The organism is Pseudocitrobacter sp. RIT415 (assembly GCF_003057695.2).
In the GTDB taxonomy this organism is placed as follows: Bacteria; Pseudomonadota; Gammaproteobacteria; order Enterobacterales; family Enterobacteriaceae; genus Pseudocitrobacter; species Pseudocitrobacter faecalis.
In genome coordinates this window covers 219,941-238,576 of the sequence record NZ_QBJC02000003.1, presented here as the reverse complement: position 1 = coordinate 238,576, position 18,636 = coordinate 219,941, and the positions used below count along the sequence as shown (strand labels likewise).

Here is an 18,636-nt window from a genome sequence, read left to right as displayed (position 1 = left end):
GCAACGTAAAGATCCTACTGTTTCTTCCCCTTCTCGCTTCATTTTCAACCAGTCATCCACTATCCTGAGCGCTAATGCTCTACCACTGGGTCCAGGAAGATAACGATGAAACGGACAAATAATATTAAGCACGCCGCTTTTCGCAAAAGCTGGAGTGCACGCCATTTAACACCGGTTGCTTTCGCCGTCACCGCCGTTTTTATGCTGGCGGGCTGTGAACAAAGCGACGAAACGGTCACCCTGTATCAAAACGCGGACGACTGCTCGGCCGCCAACCCGGGGAAAAGTGCGGAATGCACCACTGCCTTTAATAACGCACAGAAAGAAGCGGAACGTACTGCGCCGAAATATGCCACGCGTGAAGATTGCGTCGCGGAATTTGGTGAAGGTCAGTGTCAGCAAACGCCAGCTCAGGCAGGTGTTGCGCCAGAAAACCAGGCACAGGCGCAAAGCAGCGGCAGCTTCTGGATGCCGTTGATGGCCGGTTACATGATGGGTCGTATGATGAGCGGCGGTGCGGGCTTCCAGCAGCAGCCGGTGTTCACCTCTAAAAACCCGTCCAGCCCGGCATATGGTAAATACACCGACGCCAGCGGCAAAAACTACGGAGCCGCACAGCCAGGCCGCACCATGACGGTACCGAAAACCGCAATGGCGCCAAAACCGGCGACCACCAGCACGGTCACTCGTGGTGGGTTTGGCGAGTCTGTCGCTAAACAAGCGACAATGCAGCGTAGCAGCGCGTCCGGCACCTCTTCTCGCTCAATGGGCGGCTAAGTCTCATGGAAAGAATCAGTATTACAGAGCGCCCGGACTGGCGTGAAAAGGCTACCGAATATGGCTTTAACTTTCACACCATGTATGGCGAGCCGTACTGGAGCGAGGAAGCCTATTACAAGCTGACTTTGGCGCAGGTTGAAAAACTGGAAGAGGTCACCGCCGAACTGCACCAGATGTGTTTAAAAGTGGTCGAGCGCGTGGTCGCCAGCGATGAGCTGATGACCAAATTCCGCATTCCCAAACACACCTGGGGCTTTGTGCGTCAGTCCTGGCTGACGCATCAACCTTCGCTCTATTCACGCATGGATCTGGCGTGGGACGGCGTGGGCGAGCCGAAGCTGCTTGAGAACAACGCCGATACGCCAACTTCACTGTACGAAGCCGCGTTCTTTCAGTGGATCTGGCTGGAAGATCAGCTCAATTCCGGTAACCTGCCGGAAGGCAGCGATCAGTTCAACAGCCTGCAAGAAAAGATCATCGCGCGCTTCACCGAACTGCGTGAGCAGCACGGTTTTCAGCTGCTTCACCTGACCTGCTGTCGCGATACCGTGGAAGATCGCGGAACCGTGCAATATCTGCAGGACTGCGCGGCAGAAGCGGAAGTGGCCACCGAATTCCTGTATATCGACGATATTGGCCTGGGTGAAAAAGGTCAGTTTACCGATCTTCAGGATCAGGTTATCGGCAATCTCTTCAAGCTCTACCCATGGGAGTACATGCTGCGCGAGATGTTTTCAACCAAGCTGGAAGACGCAGGTGTACGCTGGCTGGAACCGGCATGGAAGAGCATAATTTCCAACAAAGCGCTGCTGCCGCTGCTGTGGGAAATGTTCCCGGATCACCCGAATTTGCTGCCCGCTTATTTTGCCGAAGACGATCATCCGCAAATGGACAAATATGTGGTGAAACCGATCTTCTCACGCGAAGGCGCTAACATCTCGATCATTGAGAACGGCAAAACGCTGGAAGAAGTTGACGGCCCTTATGGCGAAGAAGGCATGATCGTGCAGCAGTTCCATCCGCTGCCGAAATTTGGCGACAGCTATACGCTGATTGGCAGCTGGCTTATCAACGATCAACCCGCGGGGATCGGCATTCGCGAAGACCGCGCGCTGATCACCCAGGATCTTTCCCGCTTCTATCCGCATATTTTTGTCGAGTAAGACTCCTGAAGCCCGGCGACGCCGGGCTTTTTTCTGCTATCCGATCTGCACCGACAGCATACTTAAGCTTCCCATTTCCAGCCCGTCCACCGGGATCGAAATCGGCTCTTCGCCATCCCATGCGCCCAAAACATACAGCAGAGGCAGGAAATGATCCGGTGTCGGATTCGACAACGCGCCCCCTTCGTGCTCCAGATAGTTCACCAGTGGATGCGCAGCCACTGGCCCTTTCCAGCTCAGATTCGCTTTCACATACGCATTAAAGGATGATGCCCACGGATATGGCGTGCCATCACCATGCCATTTGGCGGTTCGCAGGTTATGCACCACGTTGCCGCTGGCCACCAGCATAATCCCCTCATCGCGCAGACTGGCAAGCTTACGCCCCATCTCCATATGCCACGCCGCCGGTTTAGTGCTGTCGATACTCAACTGCACCATCGGAATGTCTGCATTCGGGTACATTTTGATCAGCACGCCCCACGAGCCATGGTCAAAGCCCCACGCTTCGTTATCCAACGTGACAGGTACCGGCGACAGTAACTCGACCAGCCTCTGCGCCAGCGCCGGAGACCCCGGTGCCGGATAATGAATGTCATAGAGCGCCTGCGGGAAGCCGCCAAAATCATGGATCGTTTTCGGCGTTTCCATAGCCGTCACGCCGGTGCCACGGGTGAACCAGTGAGCTGAAATCACCACAATGGCTTTTGGACGAGGCAATGTCTCGCCCAGATGCTGCCAGGTACGGGTATAGATGTTGTCCTCCAGCACGTTCATTGGGCTGCCGTGACCTAAAAACAACGCTGGCATTCGGGTACGAGACATGATGTTATCCTTTGTAGAGGTATTTTCTGATAGCAACACCTTAACCTGGAATGCTGGAGGAGGAACTCAGATAACCATGATGAAGATCTTCAGAAATTTTGAATGTAAGGTGACGTAAAGAAGCAATGTGCCTCTCGTAATGGATGACAATCTCTAATAATATAAATGATAATCATTATCATAAGGAGTGAGCGATGTCAGTCCCTCTTATTCTGACGTTGTTAGCAGGTGCCGCCACGTTTATTGGCGCAGTTCTGGGTGTTATTGGTCAAAAACCCTCTAACCGCGTTCTGGCCTTTTCCCTTGGCTTCGCGGCAGGCATTATGCTGCTGATTTCACTGATGGAGATGCTTCCTGCCGCACTGGATGCCGAAGGAATGTCCCCTGTTCTGGGCTACGGCATGTTTGTCGTCGGGCTACTTGGCTATTTTGCGCTCGACCGCATGTTGCCGCACGCACATCCGCAGGATCTGGTTCCCGCTGATGTTAAGCCTCTTCCGCCCAATCTTCGACGTACCGCAATCCTGCTGACGCTTGGGATTAGCCTGCACAATTTTCCTGAAGGCATCGCGACGTTTGTCACGGCAAGCAGCAACCTGGAGCTGGGTTTCGGCATCGCCTTCGCCGTGGCATTACACAATATTCCTGAAGGGTTAGCGGTTTCCGGGCCGATCTACGCAGCTACAGGCTCAAAACGCAAGGCCGTATTCTGGGCTGGCATCTCCGGCATGGCGGAAATTCTTGGCGGCGTACTGGCATGGTTGATCCTGGGTAGCCTGGTGTCGCCGGTGGTGATGGCAGCGATTATGGCGGCGGTGGCTGGTATTATGGTCGCCCTCTCCGTCGATGAACTGATGCCGCTGGCAAAAGAGATAGACCCCAATAATAACCCCAGCTATGGCGTGCTGTGCGGCATGTCGGTGATGGGGCTCAGTTTGGTTCTGTTACAATCGATTGGGTTAGGTTAAATGGTTTACGCCGTATGGCTGGCAGCAGTACGGCGTATAACTAATCCGATAGCATTACAATTTGAGACTAAATACATTCCTAAAAAAAACATATAGATCATTGATTATTATGATATCTAACCCTATTGTTCACCCGGCTTAATATTGCATGAAAATTAAAATACAATCACCGCATCAATAATTAAATTAAACAATATTATTCTGAGCAAATTATTTAACTTCAACTGCCGATTGATTGTAATTTAACTAAAACCACCATTACTTCCCTTCAGATATAATCCGACTTTATATTATTCAAAAATAACGTTTGCATTTAATTTTAAAGGATATATCACATGAATTCAGGAAAGAAAACGCTGCTGGCGTTAGCCATTTCTGTACTCGCCTCAGGGTATGCCCTGGCAGATGATATTGATGGCGGTGGCGGCAAAATCACCTTTACCGGGCTGGTCATCAGCGCGCCGTGCTCTATTAAAGCTGACGATATCGATAAAAAAGTCGATCTCGGTGAAGTGACGGATACCTTCATTAACGCCAATACCCACACTGAAGCCAAAGATTCAAGCATTACGCTGGAGAACTGCGCACTGCCCAGCTCTGATGATGGTAAGGGCCAACCCCTTTCTAAAGTGAAAGTGACCTTCACCAGCAGTAACGTTGTCGCCAGCAATCCGGGTCTGCTCAGTAACACCTTTGCTGGCGGCGCAAGCAATGTCGGCGTTCGCTTAATGGATTCCACTGGTGCGAATATTACTCTGGGTACCGCAAAAGAACTCGCGCTGAACCCAGACTCTGCGACCCAAATCCTGCCGTTTCAGGCCTGGATGGAAAAAATTGGCGCGAATACTGTCACCGCTGGCGGCGTAACCGCCACCGCAAACTACACGTTAATCTATAACTAAGAACATCGGTGGCCATGATGGCCACCCGTTCTTCCTTCTTTGCATATGCCCGGGTATGGATACCATGGATAATTGCAAGCTTCTCGCCGCTGGCTGTGGGTTATTACTGACACTCCCCGTCCATGCTGTGGAATTTAATTTAAACGTGCTGGATAAATCCATGCGCGATGGCGTTGATTTTTCTCAATTCAAAGATAAATCTGCCATCGCTGCGGGAGATTATTTTGTTTCCGTCACGGTGAATAAAAACCTTATTTCTTCTGGCCGTCAGCTTAGCTGGAAAAAACAGAAAGAAACCGTAGCGGTTTGCATTCCTGTCGATCTCGCTGACCAGTTAGGGTTAAAAGAAGATATCCGTAATACGTTTGCGATTAAGGACAATTGCCTCGATTTCACTACACAACCCGATATCACATTCAAACTGGACAGAGCGACCCAGAATCTGGACATCGTGATTCCTCAGGCTATGCTCGCGTGGCGCTCCGATACGTGGATGCCGCCTGCAACGTGGGATAACGGAGTCGCAGGCCTGCTGCTGGACTACAACTTATTTGCCAGCACCTATCGCCCAAATCACGGTGAGCACAGTGAAAATTATAATAGCTATGGCACCGCCGGGGCGAATCTCGGCGCATGGCGCTTACGTAGCGACTATCAAATCAGCCAAACGCAGAGTAGTGGCAGCGCGCAAACCACACGTAGCATCTCCAGAACCTATCTGTTTCGCCCGCTCCCCTCGCTGGGCGCTAAGTTAACCCTCGGCGAAACTGACTTCAGTTCGAATATTTTTGACGCCTTCTCCTATAATGGTGCGGCTATCGCCAGCGACGATCGTATGTTGCCCTGGGAGCTACGCGGCTACGCGCCGCAAATCAGCGGCATCGCCCAAACGAATGCGACGGTCACGGTCAGCCATGCCGGGCGCGTGATTTATCAAACCAAAGTTGCGCCAGGGCCGTTCCTGATAAGCGACCTCAACCAGTCGGTACAAGGAACGCTGGACGTAAAAGTGCAGGAGGAGGATGGCCGCGTGAACAGTTTCCAGGTTTCCGCAGCCTCCACGCCTTTCCTGACGCGTGAAGGCCAGGTGCGCTATAAAGTGGCCGCCGGGCGCGCTCGCCCTGATATCTCTCACCATGTTGTAAACGATACTTTCATTAGTAGCGAAGCCTCATGGGGCATGCTTTCAAACACGTCACTCTACGGAGGCATTCTGGCGGCTGGCTGCGATTACCGCTCAGTTGCCGTTGGTATTGGCCAAAATATGCGCTGGCTGGGAGCGGTTTCTTTTGATATTACCCATGCCAGCAGTACCTTTGAAGATGGCCATCAGGAACGGGGCCGTAGCTACCGCCTGAACTACAGCAAGCGCTTTGATGCCACCGACAGCCAGGTGTCACTGGCAGCCTACCGCTTTTCCGAACGTGAATTTCATAGCTATGCCAACTTTGTTGATCATCAATATCACGACGCCGATACCCAGGACGAAAAACAGACACTCAGCATTTCGTTCAACCAACCCATTGATCCGCTCAATCTGAATCTTTATTTAAGTGGTTTGCGTCAGGAGTGGTGGGATGGCGATACATCAACCACCGCCAACCTCACGGCCGGGTTTAACTTCGATATTGGAAGCTGGAAAGGACTCACACTCTCAACATCCTGGAGCACGACACATTACGAAGAGCGAGGTAGCGATAACCAGTTTTATATGTCGCTCTCCATCCCGTTCGATTTTGGTCGTCGTCTTAACTACGACATGCACAGTAGCAATACCACCAGCCATATGGTGAGCTGGAATGACTCCTCCAGCGCACGTGACACCTGGGGTGTATCGGCAGGCATTGAGTCAGATAAACCCGATAACGGCGCGCAGTTCCGCGGTAATCTTCAGCACATTACCTCAGTGGGCGATTTGCAACTTTCGGGCAGTTATAACGCCAGTGATTACAGCTCGGTCAGCGCCAGTTGGACGGGTTCGATGACGGCGACACGGCAGGGTTTCGCATGGCATCGCCGTAGTTTTGGCAATGAGCCCAGAATTATGATCGACGCCGACGGCGTTGCGGGCATCCCGGTGCAGGGCGAGCTCAACGAAACTAACTGGCTGGGCAACACGGTTGTCCCCATGATCTCCAGTTATTCACCTGCGACCATTGCCGTCAATATGAATAACCTGCCTGATGGCGTTACGGTTGACGAAAATATTATGCGTCAGGCCTGGACGGAAGGTGCTATCGGCTATAAATCGCTGGTATCGCGCGCCGGTAAAGATCTTTCTGTCATCATCCATACGGCAGACAACGGCGTGCCGCCACTGGGCGCGGTGGTTTATCTGAGTGATAAAAATATCGACGTTGGCATGGTGAGCGAAGAGGGACACGCCTGGCTGAGCGGCGTCAAAGGCGGCCAGACGTTTAACGTACAGTGGGGCAAAGAGAACCGCTGCACGATTAAACTACCAGCATCCCTGGAATCCGTCGCACAGCAGCTTATTTTACCTTGTCATTAATTAAGGATGAGAAATGACACTTTCTAAAGTACTCCCCCTTCTCTGTGTGCTACTGCCATTAACAAGCCATGCAGCCGTTTTACCTGACAGAACCCGCGTTATCTTTCATGCGGATGAGAAGGCCAGCAGCCTGAAACTGGAGAATCAAAGCAAATCACAGCCCTACCTCGCTTACTCCTGGATTGAAAACGAGCATGGCCAAAAGGATGACAGTGCCATTGCGGCATTGCCCCCCATTCAGCGCCTGGAACCCGGGGCAATAAGTCAGGTTCGTATTGTTAAACAAAGTAAAGCCAGCACTCTGCCCACTGACCGCGAGTCTCTCTTTTACTTCAACGTGCGTGAAATTCCGCCCGTCCCGGAGAATAACGATAACCATGCGGTTTTGCAGTTGGCATTACAGTCAAAACTTAAACTGTTCTGGCGGCCAGTGGGCCTAAAAAAATCGCCTGATGCGAAAATTGAGCAGCAAATCACCGCATCTCAACAAGGGAGTTCGCTGCTGGTCAAAAACCCTACTCCCTACTACATCACCCTGGCCTTCTTTGGCAAAGACGATAAAGCCGTATTCCCCGGATATGAAAGCACGATGCTTTCACCCTTTGGCTCGCAAACGCTCAATGCGAATCGTTATACAGGAAACGTGTTTATGTTGGGCTATATTGACGACTACGGTGGGCTGCGCATGCTCAATGTCCGCTGTAATGCTCACTGTGACGTCAAAGCGCCACCGGAGAAAAAACAATGAGGCGCATACTGGTTATCCTGGCGTTGGCCTTAGCCACGTTGCTTCCGCTGCGATCGGCTTTTGCCGTGAACTGTCATTTGGGTACCTCAAATGGGCCGGTGGAAGGCTATACCAATATCGAGCCTTTCGCCGTGCCTGGTAATGCCAAAGCCGGTGATAAAATTTGGGAAAGTAATGATATTAAAATTCCGGTTTATTGTGACACGGGCACCGCGCCAAACTTCGGAAACGAAGATATCTATGCGTGGGTAAACCCTTACACATCCGTCAACGATCCCTATTATCAGCTTGGCGTCACCTACGAAGGCGTAGACTACGACGCCTCTCAGGGCAGCATCGGCATTGATACCCATCAATGCCTTGATAATAAACAGCTTGCTATCTACACACCGGAACAAATTAAGGCGGCAGGCTGGGAGCACGATCTTTGTTCTGGCGACGTTAATAACATTCACTACTCGCGTACGTTTATTGCCCGTATGAGGCTGTATGTGAAGATAATCACGATGCCGCCTCACGACTATAAAAGCAGTATCAGTGACTATATTTTGGTGCAGTTCGACGGCGTTGGCGGCGTAAACCAGAACCCGGAAGCAAAAAACCTCAAGTATCATGTGACGGGCCTGGATCAGATTCGTGTTCTGGACTGTAGCGTCAAGTTCAGCATCTATCCGGAAAACCAGACCATCGATTTTGGCACGTTTAACAACATGGAAATTAACCATAAAACGTTAACCCGAAGTTTCTCGGTCAAAACCACTAAAAACATTGCTGATTCAGAATGTACAGACACGTTTAAGGTCTCTTCATCGTTCTACACCACAGAAACACTGGCGGATAACGATACATCACTGAGGTTAAGTAATGGGCTACAAATAAAGATTCGCGATACGGAAGATAATACTTTCTTTACCTATAACGATTACAAAGAGTTCGCCAGTTTCGACTCAAACCTATTGGTGCGAGAAAAAAACTATCAGGCAGAACTCAGTCAGGCGGCAGGTGAAACGGTAAAAATTGGGCCGTTCCAGACAGTGGTGTTATATAAAATTAACTACAACTAAAAACGAAAAAGCCCGCGAAGCGGGCTTTCAGTGCCGGATGCAACTAAAACGTCTTATCCGGCCTACAGGCGTTGAACCAGCAATCAGCTTGCTTTACGTTCGTGCGCCTGGCGATATGCCACCAGGTCTTCAATTGTCACCAACGCCATATTGTGTTTGCGGGCAAACTCGATGCACTCTGGCGCACGCGCCATGGTACCGTCGTCGTTGGTCAGTTCACACAGTACGCCTGCTGGCTTGAAGCCCGCCAGAGTAACCAGGTCGATGGTCGCTTCAGTGTGGCCGCCACGAGTCAGTACGCCGCCCTTCTGCGCGCGCAGCGGGAAGACATGGCCCGGACGATTCAGGTCGGACGGTTTTGCATCGTCAGCAATTGCCGCGCGGACGGTGGTCAGACGGTCAGCGGCGGAAACGCCGGTAGTCACGCCATGTGCCGCTTCGATGGTAATGGTGAAGCCCGTCCCGTATGCGCTGGTGTTGTTCTCTACCATCATCGGCAGATCCAGCTGTTTACGGCGTTCTTCCGTCAGGCACAGACAAACGATGCCGCTACCGTGACGAATAGTCAGCGCCATTTGTTCAACAGTCATGTTTTCGGCGGCGAAGATCATATCGCCTTCGTTTTCACGGTTTTCGTCGTCCAGCACCATCGCGCCGCGGCCTTCGCGCAGAGCAATCAGTGCGTTTTCAACGCGTTCAAAAGCAGTACCAAAAGAGGAAAGTAGCGTCTGATTCATGGTAAAAAAACCTCGTTAAAATTATGGTTACCAGAATCAGGGCAGTCTTAGGAGTGCCGGTTTAGCGGCAAATGGATAACGCGAGCGGGCTCAGCCCGACTGAATCGTTACTCTCTCCCATCCGGACTCTAACCGTCGGCCCCGGAATTACACCGGATCTGCTGACCTTTGAGTTTGCACTCAAAGCGCTCGCGGGCTTTCAGCCGTAGCTGATTTACCGCCGGTGGGGAATTTCGCCCCGCCCTGAGAATAAGCGTACTCACTATAACGCTATTGACTATCTTCGGCAATGCATAAGCTTCGAACAATTCTGGTTTATAGAACCAGGCGAAGGCACTACAATGATTGTCAGAACAGACAAATCAGGTAAACGACGATGATTGACCCGAAAAAAATTGAACAAATCGCACGCCAGGTCCATGAATCTATGCCGAAAGGCCTCCGTGATTTCGGGGATGATGTAGAGAAAAAAGTGCGTCAGGTTCTGCAGTCACAGTTGACTCGTCTGGATCTGGTGAGCCGCGAAGAGTTTGATGTGCAAACGCAGGTGTTGCTGCGTACGCGTGAGAAACTGGCGCTTCTTGAACAGCGTCTTAGCGAGCTCGAAGGTCGTGCGGCCACGTCAGTGGAAGATAAAGAGTAAGAAAAAGCCGGGTAGCGCTGCGCTTACCCGGCCTACGATCTACGTCCCCACGCGACTCCCGGGGCAAATGAATCAGTGTTCCAGCTCAGTTTCCTTACGCTTCTCTACCATCCGGCAATAGCGTTCATAACGCTTGCAAAACCAGACGCGGTGCTCTTCATCCATGTTGCCGGTAATCGCTTCTAAATCAACGTCCTGACCCTGATCGTGCATTCTGGCAAAGCTCTGGGCCAAAAAATCAAAATTATTCAGGGAATAAATATTGCTGTTGTCCATCGGCATACTCCTTCAGTCGTTGTATATCTGAGTGTATATGCTTTATCTGATTTCAGTATTCGCCGACCAAAAATCAGAATTTGGACATTCCGTGCGCTTATTGTGGATAAAAAATGTGCTAAATCATATTTCTGATTAATCAATAAAAAGCCCTGTCGTTCGAAGGCGACAGGGCTTTTAAACGAAGCAGATACCGCTTACTTATTAGCGTCTTTCTGAATCTTCTTGATGATATTGGTGGTCGAGCACCCGTCTTCGAAGTTGAGCACCAGTACTTCACCGCCGTTGGCCCACACTTCTTCACTGCCGGCAATCTGTTCAGGTTTATAATCGCCGCCTTTCACCAGGCGATCCGGTAAGATCCCGGCGATCAAACGCTGCGGCGTATCCTCTTCAAAGGAAACCACCCAGTCGACGGATTCCAGTGCGCCCAGCACGATCATACGCTGTTCCAGCGGGTTCACCGGGCGGGATTCACCCTTCAGACGTTTGGTCGAGGCATCGCTGTTTACCGCGACGATCAGACGATCGCCCAGCTTGCGCGCGTTAGCGAGATAAGAGACGTGACCCGCGTGCAGAATGTCGAAGACACCGTTGGTCATCACCACTTTCTCACCGCGTTTACGCGCCGCGGCCACCGCCTGTTTCAGCTCTTCTTCGCTCATCACACCAAAGCCGGTTTCCGCACGACCGCGCACGGCGTTTTCCAGCTCGATAGGCGAAACGGTTGAAGTACCGAGTTTACCCACCACCACGCCTGCCGCCGCGTTAGCGAAGTAGCAGGCATCTTCCAGTGAGTTACCCGCCGCGAGCGTTGCCGCCAGCACACCAATCACCGTGTCACCGGCACCGGTGACGTCATACACTTCCTGCGCCTGGGTCGGTTGATGCAGCGGCTCTTTACCCGGCTGAAGCAGTGTCATACCCTGCTCGGAACGTGTTACCAGCAGTGCGGAAAGTTCGTAATCGGCAATCAATTTCATGCCGCGCTCAACGATCTCCGCTTCGCTTTTGCACTTACCGACAACCGCTTCAAACTCAGAGAGGTTTGGCGTTAACAACGTCGCACCGCGATAACGTTCAAAATCAGTGCCTTTCGGGTCGATTAATACCGGGACGTTCGCTTCACGCGCGAGCTTAATCATCTGCTGTACGCTTTCCAGCGCGCCTTTGGCGTAGTCGGAAAGCACCAGAGCGCCCACGCTCGCCAGACTGCTTTTAATGCGGTCATGCAGCGGCTGCGGGTCAACCCCGGCAAAGCCTTCTTCGAAGTCGAGACGAATCAGTTGCTGGTTACGCGACAGCACACGCAGCTTGGTAATGGTCGGGTGCGTTGCCACAGAGACGAAATCACATTTGACGTTTACGTCCGCCAGCGCTTTGTTCAATGCGCGCGCTGCGTCATCAATACCGGTCAGGCCGACCAGACGAGAATTCGCTCCCAGGGACGCGATATTCATCGCCACGTTCGCCGCGCCGCCAGGACGTTCCTCGATGGTTTCAACCTTCACCACCGGCACCGGCGCTTCCGGGGAGATACGGCTGGTTGGGCCATACCAGTAGCGATCCAGCATCACATCACCAACAACCATCACCCCTGCGCGCTCATATTCTGGCAGCGTTACTTTCATTCGTGTCTCCTGAGAGATTCAAAAATTTGGCGCGATAATAGCACATTTCACGGCGTGACCAGCCACTTCAGCCAACTCGCCTCTACCTGTTCACGCTCGGCGGTAAAACGCTCCAGCCCGACGTTCCCCGGTAATTCCTGCAATGCCAGATGATGCAGCGCATCGCGCAGCGTGGTGTAGGCGCGGGTCAACGCCTGTGCTTCCTGCTCATCCATGATGTCGTTCTGCGCCAGCAGCTCGAGGATGCGCACATTATCTGACCAGCGGGTCAGTTTCGGTTTGTCATGGGCGTAGCGCAACACGAGATATTGCGTAATAAATTCGATGTCCGTGATCCCACCAGCATCAGCCTTAATATCAAAGCGATCGCGATGTTTATTACCAAGATGGGCGCGCATTTTTTCACGCATTTCACGCACTTCCGTGCGTAAGGTGTCGCCGTCTCGCACGTTGGTGAGGATCTGGCGGCGAATAGCATCAAACTGCTGCTGAAGCTGCGGGTCGCCATAAACCACGCGCGCGCGAACCAGCGCCTGGTGCTCCCATGTCCACGCTTCGTTCTGCTGATAATCAGCAAAGGCTTCGGCGGTCGTCACCAGCATTCCCGCCGCGCCGGAGGGACGTAAACGCGCGTCAACTTCATAAAGGATGCCAGAAGAGGTGCGCGTGCTGAACAGATGCATAATGCGCTGCGCCAGACGCAGGTAGAACTGGCGACCATCAATTTCGCGTTCGCCATCGGTCATCACATCCGCCGGGCAATCGTGAAGGAACACCAGATCCAGGTCGGAACTGTAACCCAGTTCCCAGCCGCCCAGCTTGCCGTAACCAATTACCGCAAAACCGCGTCCGTGGCGATCGTGCAGGTGCGTTGGCTGCCCATAACGAGCAACCATTTGCGTCCACGCCTGATGTACCCCGGCGTCAATCATCGCCTCCGCAAGCCAGGTCAGGTGGTCGCTCACTTTCATAACCGGCAGCGTACCGGCGATATCCGCCGCCGCAATGTGCAGCAATTGCGCCTGTTTAAACTGGCGCAATGCTTCCAGTTGTTGTTCTTCATCCTCTTCCGGCACGCGCAACAAATACTGACGCAGTTCATCGCGATAGGCGTCGGTCGCTGTCGGTTGATATAGCGTGTTGGGGTCGAGTAGTTCATCCAACAACAGCGGATAACGCGCCAGCTGGCTCGCCACCATCGGTGAGGCGGCGCACAGCCGGATAAGGTGTTTCAATGTTCCCGGATATTCACTGAGCAATTCCAGGTAAGTGGTGCGCGTAACGATGCCAATCAGCAATGGAGTGATGCGCATCAGCGGCACCGGGGCATCATCGCAAACGCACACTTCGCTCAACAGATGCGGCATCAGCGAATCGAGCACCTGACGACCGCGCGGGCCAATGGTTCGTTTATCCAGTTCTTTGCGGAAATCCGCAATCAGCGCCACCACCTGGCGGCGATCGTCCTCGCTGAGGTGCGCCAGTACCGGCGGGTTGTCCTCTTCCTGCAACGTGTCCTGCCAGAGTTCACGCCAGTCTTCAGCCAGCGTCTCTTCTTCCGGCGAAGATTCATCGTCGCCAATCAGTTCGTCAAAAATGCGGCGCACGCCCGCCATCAGCCCTTCAAGCTGTACGGTGAGCGTCTCCCAGTCAGCCACGCCCATTCCCCACGCCAGGCGCGCGCGGTTAAGGTCGTCGCCCGGTAGGGTTTGCGTCTGTTCATCGTTGATGCTTTGCAGGAGATTTTCCAGACGACGCAGGAAAAGATAGGCTTCGCGCAGCGCGTTTGCGTCCTGCCCTGAAAGCAGATGCAGGTTTTCAATCGCCGCAAGCGTCGGCAGCAGTGAGCGCTCCTGTAACGACGGTTCGCGCCCGCCACGAATCAACTGGAACACCTGGACGATAAATTCGATTTCGCGGATGCCGCCCGCGCCGAGCTTGATGTTGTCTTTCAGACCCCGGCGGCGCACTTCGCGGGCAATCATCCCTTTCATGCTACGCAGCGACTGAATCACGCTGAAGTCGATATAGCGACGGAAAACAAAGGGCCGCAACATTGCGCGCAATTCCTTGCTCCAGACGTCATCGTTGTCGCCCATAATCCGCGCTTTCACCATCGCGTAGCGTTCCCAGTCGCGCCCCTGCTCCTGGTAATAATCCTCCAGCGCGGCAAAGCTCAGCACCAGCGGGCCGCTGTCACCAAACGGGCGCAGGCGCATATCGACGCGATAGACAAAGCCATCCTGGGTCGGTTGGTCGAGCACTTTAATCAGCCGCTGACCAAGACGGGTAAAGAACTGGGCGTTGTCGAGTTCGCGTCGCCCGCCGCGCGTGGAGCCGTGCTCCGGCCAGGCAAAAATCAGGTCGATATCTGAGGAGAAGTTCAGCTCCCCGCCGCCCAGCTTGCCCATGCCAAGAATCAACAGCGGTTGCGCGACGCCGTCGGCGTTGCTGGGCGTGCCCCATTCGCGACAACAGGCGTCGTAGAGCCAGTCACGGGCGCTGACGATCAGCGTCTCGGCCAGCACACTGAGCTGTTGCAGCGTATCCACTTCAGAAATCAGCGATAGCGACTGCGCCCAGGCGATGCGTACCATGATACGTCGGCGGAACAACCGCAGTTCACGCATGAGCCCGGCTTCATCGGTTACATCGACCAGCGCGGCCTGTAGCCAGTCGCGATAGTGTTGCCATTCGTCCGCCTGTGGCGGTTGGCTGGCGAGCGTCTCCAGCCATTCGGGATAGATCGTCAGGCTTTGCTGAACGAAATCGCTGAACGTCATGACGGCCTGCGCCTGCGGCGTCAGTGTCGCTACCGGAAAGGTCTCTGGTAGCCGCTCAACCAACGTTTGCCAGTGCTGCTGTAACTGCGATGAAAGCGGGTTCATACTCGGTTTCCCTGAGGTCAGTTATCGTTTTCCGCTGTGTAACCAGAATGGCTCAACCGCCAGTGCTTCATTGCGGAAATGTTCAATTTCGATGTGCTGGCGCGTCAAAATGGCGTGACGCAGCCCCAGCCAGTTCGCCAGCCATGCGTCGGCCTGCGCGCGATTGTAATAACCCGCCAGCAGCTGCACGCAGGTGATATCGCGCGTTAAACGTGGCAACTGGTCGGCATAGCTGTCGCCCAGGGGATACGCAAAAGTGGTGCGCAGCTCTGCCGCCTGGCGTGAAAGATGGGTATCGGCGAAACGCTTAAAGGAGTCACTGATTTTGGTCTGCGCTTTGGCATCCAGGAAAGGCCGCCAGCCGCGCGTCACCAGCCACTCGGTGAAGGCCAGCTTGGCCTGGGTCACCGCCACGTTAAAGGCGGCATCATGAGCGGAAATATCGCCGCCCAGCACCGCTTCTGCCTGGGTCAGTAAATCGCGCAGCGCCGCGCTGGCTTTGCGCGGTACCACGCCGCCAAACAGCGTCAGCGTGTGGCGAATCTGGCCGATTGCCGCCAGCACTTCGTCTTTCGCTTTTCTATTACCGCGAACCCACAGCTCTTCGTGGTATTGCCAGTGCGCCAGTGCTTTTTCCAGCGCCGCTTCCAGCCCCTGCTCAATGGTCGATTTCGGCGCGATTTGCATGATTTCAGCAGGTTTGAGCGGACGCTCCTCATTGCCCTGTGCGAGATGATAGCCGCGCGCGGCTTTGCTCAGGCTGCCCTGACGCACCAGCCCCGTCTGGCTCAGTTGCTGCGCCAGCGTCAGAACATCGACGGTGTCACCGGAAAGCAGTTCCAGTTCCAGCTCGCAAATTGGCTCCTGATGCTCGCCCGCTTTGACGTCGCCCAGGTCGAGCGCAATTTCAATCTGGCTCTTGCCGTGACTGACTACCCACTTTTCACGCATGAAATCGGTTCTGAACAGCGGCTGCACCTGCGCCGCCAGCCCTTCGGGCATCTCGCCATTCGGCCAGACTTCTGCAGGCAGTTTTTCCAGCGCGAGGGTCGGTTCATCAAGGTCGATATTGTACTCCGGGCGCTGATGCAGCCCGCCCACCGTACGACCGGCCACTTTCAGGGTCATTTCATAGCGATCGCCCGCGCCGCGAATGCGCAGGCCCATGTCATGACGCCGCAGCCAGTTATCTTCGGTTTCATAGTAAATATTGAGGAGTTTCCCGGCAGCCGTATGCTCGGCTTTTAGGGTGGAGAGATGCTGACGCAGGGCTTCAACACCTGCCTCATCAACGATGAACTTTAATTCAATTTCTTGTGCCATGGCTGATTTCTTATGGTTTCGTGGCCCTGAAGTACCCTTTCGGCGAACTTCCAGGTAATCTTTTTGTCAGTAGATAGTATTTTGCGAAAAATTACCATGCAATGCGCAATTTGCGCGGCAACTTTACGCGGTTAACACTATTGCGACGTCACCCGCGCCTCCTGGATGATTCTGATTGCTGTAGAAGGCTTTGCGTCGCCAGACTGTTGCCACTACTATCGTTCCACTTTTATGACAAAAACGATGACCTGATGCCAAAATTACGCCTAATCGCAGTCACTTTACTTGCACTCACCGCTTCCGCCGTCACTCACGCAGAAGAGAAGCGTTATGTTTCTGATGAACTGAATACCTGGGTTCGCAGCGGCCCTGGCGATAACTATCGCCTGGTGGGCTCTATTAATGCCGGTGAAGAAGTCACCCTGCTGCAAACCAATCCCGGCACCCAGTATGGACAAGTTCGCGACGGCAATGGCCGTACCGCGTGGATCCCGCTGAAAGAGCTGACGGAAACCCCGAGCCTGCGCACCCGTGTGCCGGATCTGGAAAATCAGGTGAAAACCCTGACCGACAAGCTGACTAACATCGATTCGACCTGGAATCAGCGTACCGCTGAAATGCAGACCAAAGTCTCTCAGAGCGACAGCGTGATCAACAGCCTGAAAGAAGAGAATCAAAAGCTGAAAAATGAGCTTATCGTGGCACAGAAAAAAGTCAGCGCCGCTAATCTGCAGCTCGACGATAAACAGCGCACCATCATCATGCAGTGGTTTATGTACGGTGGCGGCGTGTTGGGCGCGGGCCTGATTCTTGGCCTGGTGCTGCCGCATCTGGTGCCAAGCCGTAAGCGTAAAGACCGCTGGATGAATTAGCCATAACGTCGCTTCTCTCGTATTATCCACACAGGACAACAGTGAGGAGAAACGCGGCGTGAAGAGTTATCTGGTCGGTGGTGCGGTAAGAGACGGTTTATTAGGCCTGCCGGTCAAAGATAAAGATTGGGTCGTAGTCGGTGCGACGCCACAGCAAATGCTCGACGCGGGCTACCAGCAGGTAGGCCGCGATTTTCCTGTGTTTTTGCATCCGCAAAGTCATGAAGAGTATGCGCTGGCGCGTACCGAGCGTAAATCGGGTTCCGGGTATACGGGTTTTACCTGCTATGCCGCACCGGATGTGACGCTGGAGCAAGATTTACTTCGCCGCGATCTGACAGTGAACGCCCTCGCACAGGACGACAACGGCACGATTATCGACCCTTACGGCGGTCGTGCCGATCTGCAAAACCGCCTGCTGCGTCATGTTTCCCCCGCCTTTGGTGAAGACCCGCTCCGCGTGCTGCGCGTGGCGCGTTTTGCCGCCCGATATGCCCATCTTAGCTTCCGCATTGCCGATGAAACACTGACGCTGATGCGCGACATGACTGCCGCCGGCGAACTTGAACACCTGACGCCGGAACGTGTGTGGAAAGAGACAGAAGGCGCGCTCGGTACTCGCAACCCACAGGTCTTTTTCCAGACCTTACGCGACTGCGGCGCGCTGAAAGTTCTGTTCCCGGAAGTTGACGCGCTGTACGGCGTGCCTGCGCCGGAGAAATGGCATCCGGAAATCGATACCGGCGTGCATACGCTGATGACGCTAACGATGGCGGCAATGCTGAGCCCGGAGATCGACATCCGCTTCGCCACTCTTTGCCACGATTTAGGCAAAGGTTTAACGCCAAAACATCTCTGGCCGCGTCATCATGGTCACGGCCCGGCGGGCGTCAAACTGGTGGAACAACTCTGCCAGCGTCTGAAAGTGCCTAATGAGATGCGCGATTTGGCGAAACTGGTGGCAGAGTTCCACGATCTCATTCATACCTTCCCGATTCTGCAACCAAAAACGATCGTCAAGCTGTTCGATGCTATCGATGCCTGGCGCAAGCCTCAGCGCGTCGAGCAGATTGCGCTAACCAGCGAAGCCGACGTGCGTGGGCGCACCCATTTTGAAGCCAGCGATTACCCGCAAGGGCGCTTGCTGCGTGAATCCTGGATAGTGGCGAAAGGTGTATCGAATAAAGAGGTCATTGAAGCGGGGTTTCAGGGGCCGGCAATCCGCGAAGAGTTAACGCGCCGTCGCATTAAAGCCGTCGCCCACTGGAAGGAACAACGTTGCCCTCAGCCGAAAGACTGAGGGC

At 53.8% G+C, this 18,636-nt stretch carries 16 protein-coding genes and 1 riboswitch; of the genes, 10 read left to right on the top strand and 6 right to left on the bottom strand.

What is annotated here, in order from left to right; translation table 11 throughout:
* Positions 1–105: 105 nt before the first annotated feature.
* Together DBY68_RS05255 and DBY68_RS05250 are read left to right on the top strand one after the other, a co-directional pair.
* Positions 106–777, top strand: a complete 672-nt coding sequence (locus DBY68_RS05255; RefSeq protein WP_108475094.1) for a DUF1190 family protein — start codon at positions 106–108, stop codon at positions 775–777.
* 5 nt (positions 778–782) lie between these two features.
* The gene (locus DBY68_RS05250; RefSeq protein WP_108475093.1) at positions 783–1,943 is read left to right on the top strand and encodes a glutathionylspermidine synthase family protein; all 1,161 of its coding nucleotides are present in this window, start codon (positions 783–785) and stop codon (positions 1,941–1,943) included.
* Between the two features lie 36 nt (positions 1,944–1,979).
* On the opposite strand, the gene ygiD is transcribed toward DBY68_RS05250, so the two are convergent.
* Positions 1,980–2,768 (bottom strand): 4,5-DOPA dioxygenase extradiol, encoded by a 789-nt coding sequence (gene ygiD, locus DBY68_RS05245; protein ID WP_108475092.1) that lies wholly within the window; start codon positions 2,766–2,768, stop codon positions 1,980–1,982.
* A 194-nt stretch (positions 2,769–2,962) separates the two neighbouring features.
* Here ygiD and zupT point away from each other — a divergent pair, with 194 nt between their 5' ends.
* The 5 genes from zupT to DBY68_RS05220 all read left to right on the top strand — a co-directional run bounded on the left by zupT (position 2,963) and on the right by DBY68_RS05220 (position 8,962).
* Entirely contained in the window at positions 2,963–3,736 is a 774-nt protein-coding gene (gene zupT, locus DBY68_RS05240) for a zinc transporter ZupT (protein WP_108475091.1), read from the top strand.
* Between the two features lie 335 nt (positions 3,737–4,071).
* Positions 4,072–4,638 (top strand): fimbrial protein, encoded by a 567-nt coding sequence (locus DBY68_RS05235; protein WP_108475090.1) that lies wholly within the window; start codon positions 4,072–4,074, stop codon positions 4,636–4,638.
* Positions 4,639–4,702: 64 nt separating this feature from the next.
* On the top strand, positions 4,703–7,150 hold the full coding sequence (locus DBY68_RS05230) for a fimbria/pilus outer membrane usher protein (RefSeq protein WP_199538650.1): 2,448 nt from the start codon (positions 4,703–4,705) through the stop codon (positions 7,148–7,150).
* A 13-nt stretch (positions 7,151–7,163) separates the two neighbouring features.
* Positions 7,164–7,898, top strand: coding sequence for a molecular chaperone (locus DBY68_RS05225; protein WP_108475088.1), 735 nt, complete (start codon positions 7,164–7,166; stop codon positions 7,896–7,898).
* Positions 7,895–8,962, top strand: coding sequence for a fimbrial protein (locus DBY68_RS05220; RefSeq protein WP_108475087.1), 1,068 nt, complete (start codon positions 7,895–7,897; stop codon positions 8,960–8,962). The genes DBY68_RS05225 and DBY68_RS05220 overlap by 4 nt, the downstream gene beginning before the upstream one ends.
* A gap of 83 nt (positions 8,963–9,045) precedes the next feature.
* Here DBY68_RS05220 and ribB read toward each other — a convergent pair whose 3' ends face one another.
* Positions 9,046–9,699 (bottom strand): 3,4-dihydroxy-2-butanone-4-phosphate synthase, encoded by a 654-nt coding sequence (gene ribB / locus DBY68_RS05215; RefSeq protein ID WP_108475086.1) that lies wholly within the window; start codon positions 9,697–9,699, stop codon positions 9,046–9,048.
* A 105-nt stretch (positions 9,700–9,804) separates the two neighbouring features.
* Positions 9,805–9,954: riboswitch (FMN riboswitch) on the bottom strand.
* Between the two features lie 121 nt (positions 9,955–10,075).
* Between ribB and DBY68_RS05210 the strand changes: the two genes are divergently transcribed.
* On the top strand, positions 10,076–10,342 hold the full coding sequence (locus DBY68_RS05210; protein WP_108475085.1) for an accessory factor UbiK family protein: 267 nt from the start codon (positions 10,076–10,078) through the stop codon (positions 10,340–10,342).
* A 72-nt stretch (positions 10,343–10,414) separates the two neighbouring features.
* On the opposite strand, the gene glgS is transcribed toward DBY68_RS05210, so the two are convergent.
* The 4 genes from glgS to DBY68_RS05190 form a co-directional block, all read right to left on the bottom strand.
* A complete protein-coding gene (glgS, locus tag DBY68_RS05205) occupies positions 10,415–10,624 on the bottom strand; it encodes a cell surface composition regulator GlgS (RefSeq protein ID WP_167405936.1) in 210 nt (69 codons plus the stop codon).
* 191 nt (positions 10,625–10,815) lie between these two features.
* Positions 10,816–12,249, bottom strand: a complete 1,434-nt coding sequence (gene hldE, locus DBY68_RS05200) for a bifunctional D-glycero-beta-D-manno-heptose-7-phosphate kinase/D-glycero-beta-D-manno-heptose 1-phosphate adenylyltransferase HldE (protein WP_108475083.1) — start codon at positions 12,247–12,249, stop codon at positions 10,816–10,818.
* Between the two features lie 47 nt (positions 12,250–12,296).
* Positions 12,297–15,137 carry a bifunctional [glutamate--ammonia ligase]-adenylyl-L-tyrosine phosphorylase/[glutamate--ammonia-ligase] adenylyltransferase gene (gene glnE / locus DBY68_RS05195; protein ID WP_108475082.1) on the bottom strand — a complete coding sequence of 947 codons (2,841 nt, stop codon included), beginning with the start codon at positions 15,135–15,137 and terminating at the stop codon, positions 12,297–12,299.
* A gap of 21 nt (positions 15,138–15,158) precedes the next feature.
* The gene (locus tag DBY68_RS05190; protein ID WP_108475081.1) at positions 15,159–16,460 is read right to left on the bottom strand and encodes an inorganic triphosphatase; all 1,302 of its coding nucleotides are present in this window, start codon (positions 16,458–16,460) and stop codon (positions 15,159–15,161) included.
* 251 nt (positions 16,461–16,711) lie between these two features.
* On the opposite strand from DBY68_RS05190, the gene DBY68_RS05185 reads away from it, so the two are divergent.
* Positions 16,712–17,332, top strand: coding sequence for a TIGR04211 family SH3 domain-containing protein (locus tag DBY68_RS05185; protein WP_108475080.1), 621 nt, complete (start codon positions 16,712–16,714; stop codon positions 17,330–17,332).
* A gap of 58 nt (positions 17,333–17,390) precedes the next feature.
* Positions 17,391–18,632, top strand: coding sequence for a multifunctional CCA addition/repair protein (locus DBY68_RS05180; RefSeq protein ID WP_108475079.1), 1,242 nt, complete (start codon positions 17,391–17,393; stop codon positions 18,630–18,632).
* The last annotated feature ends 4 nt before the right edge of the window (positions 18,633–18,636 follow it).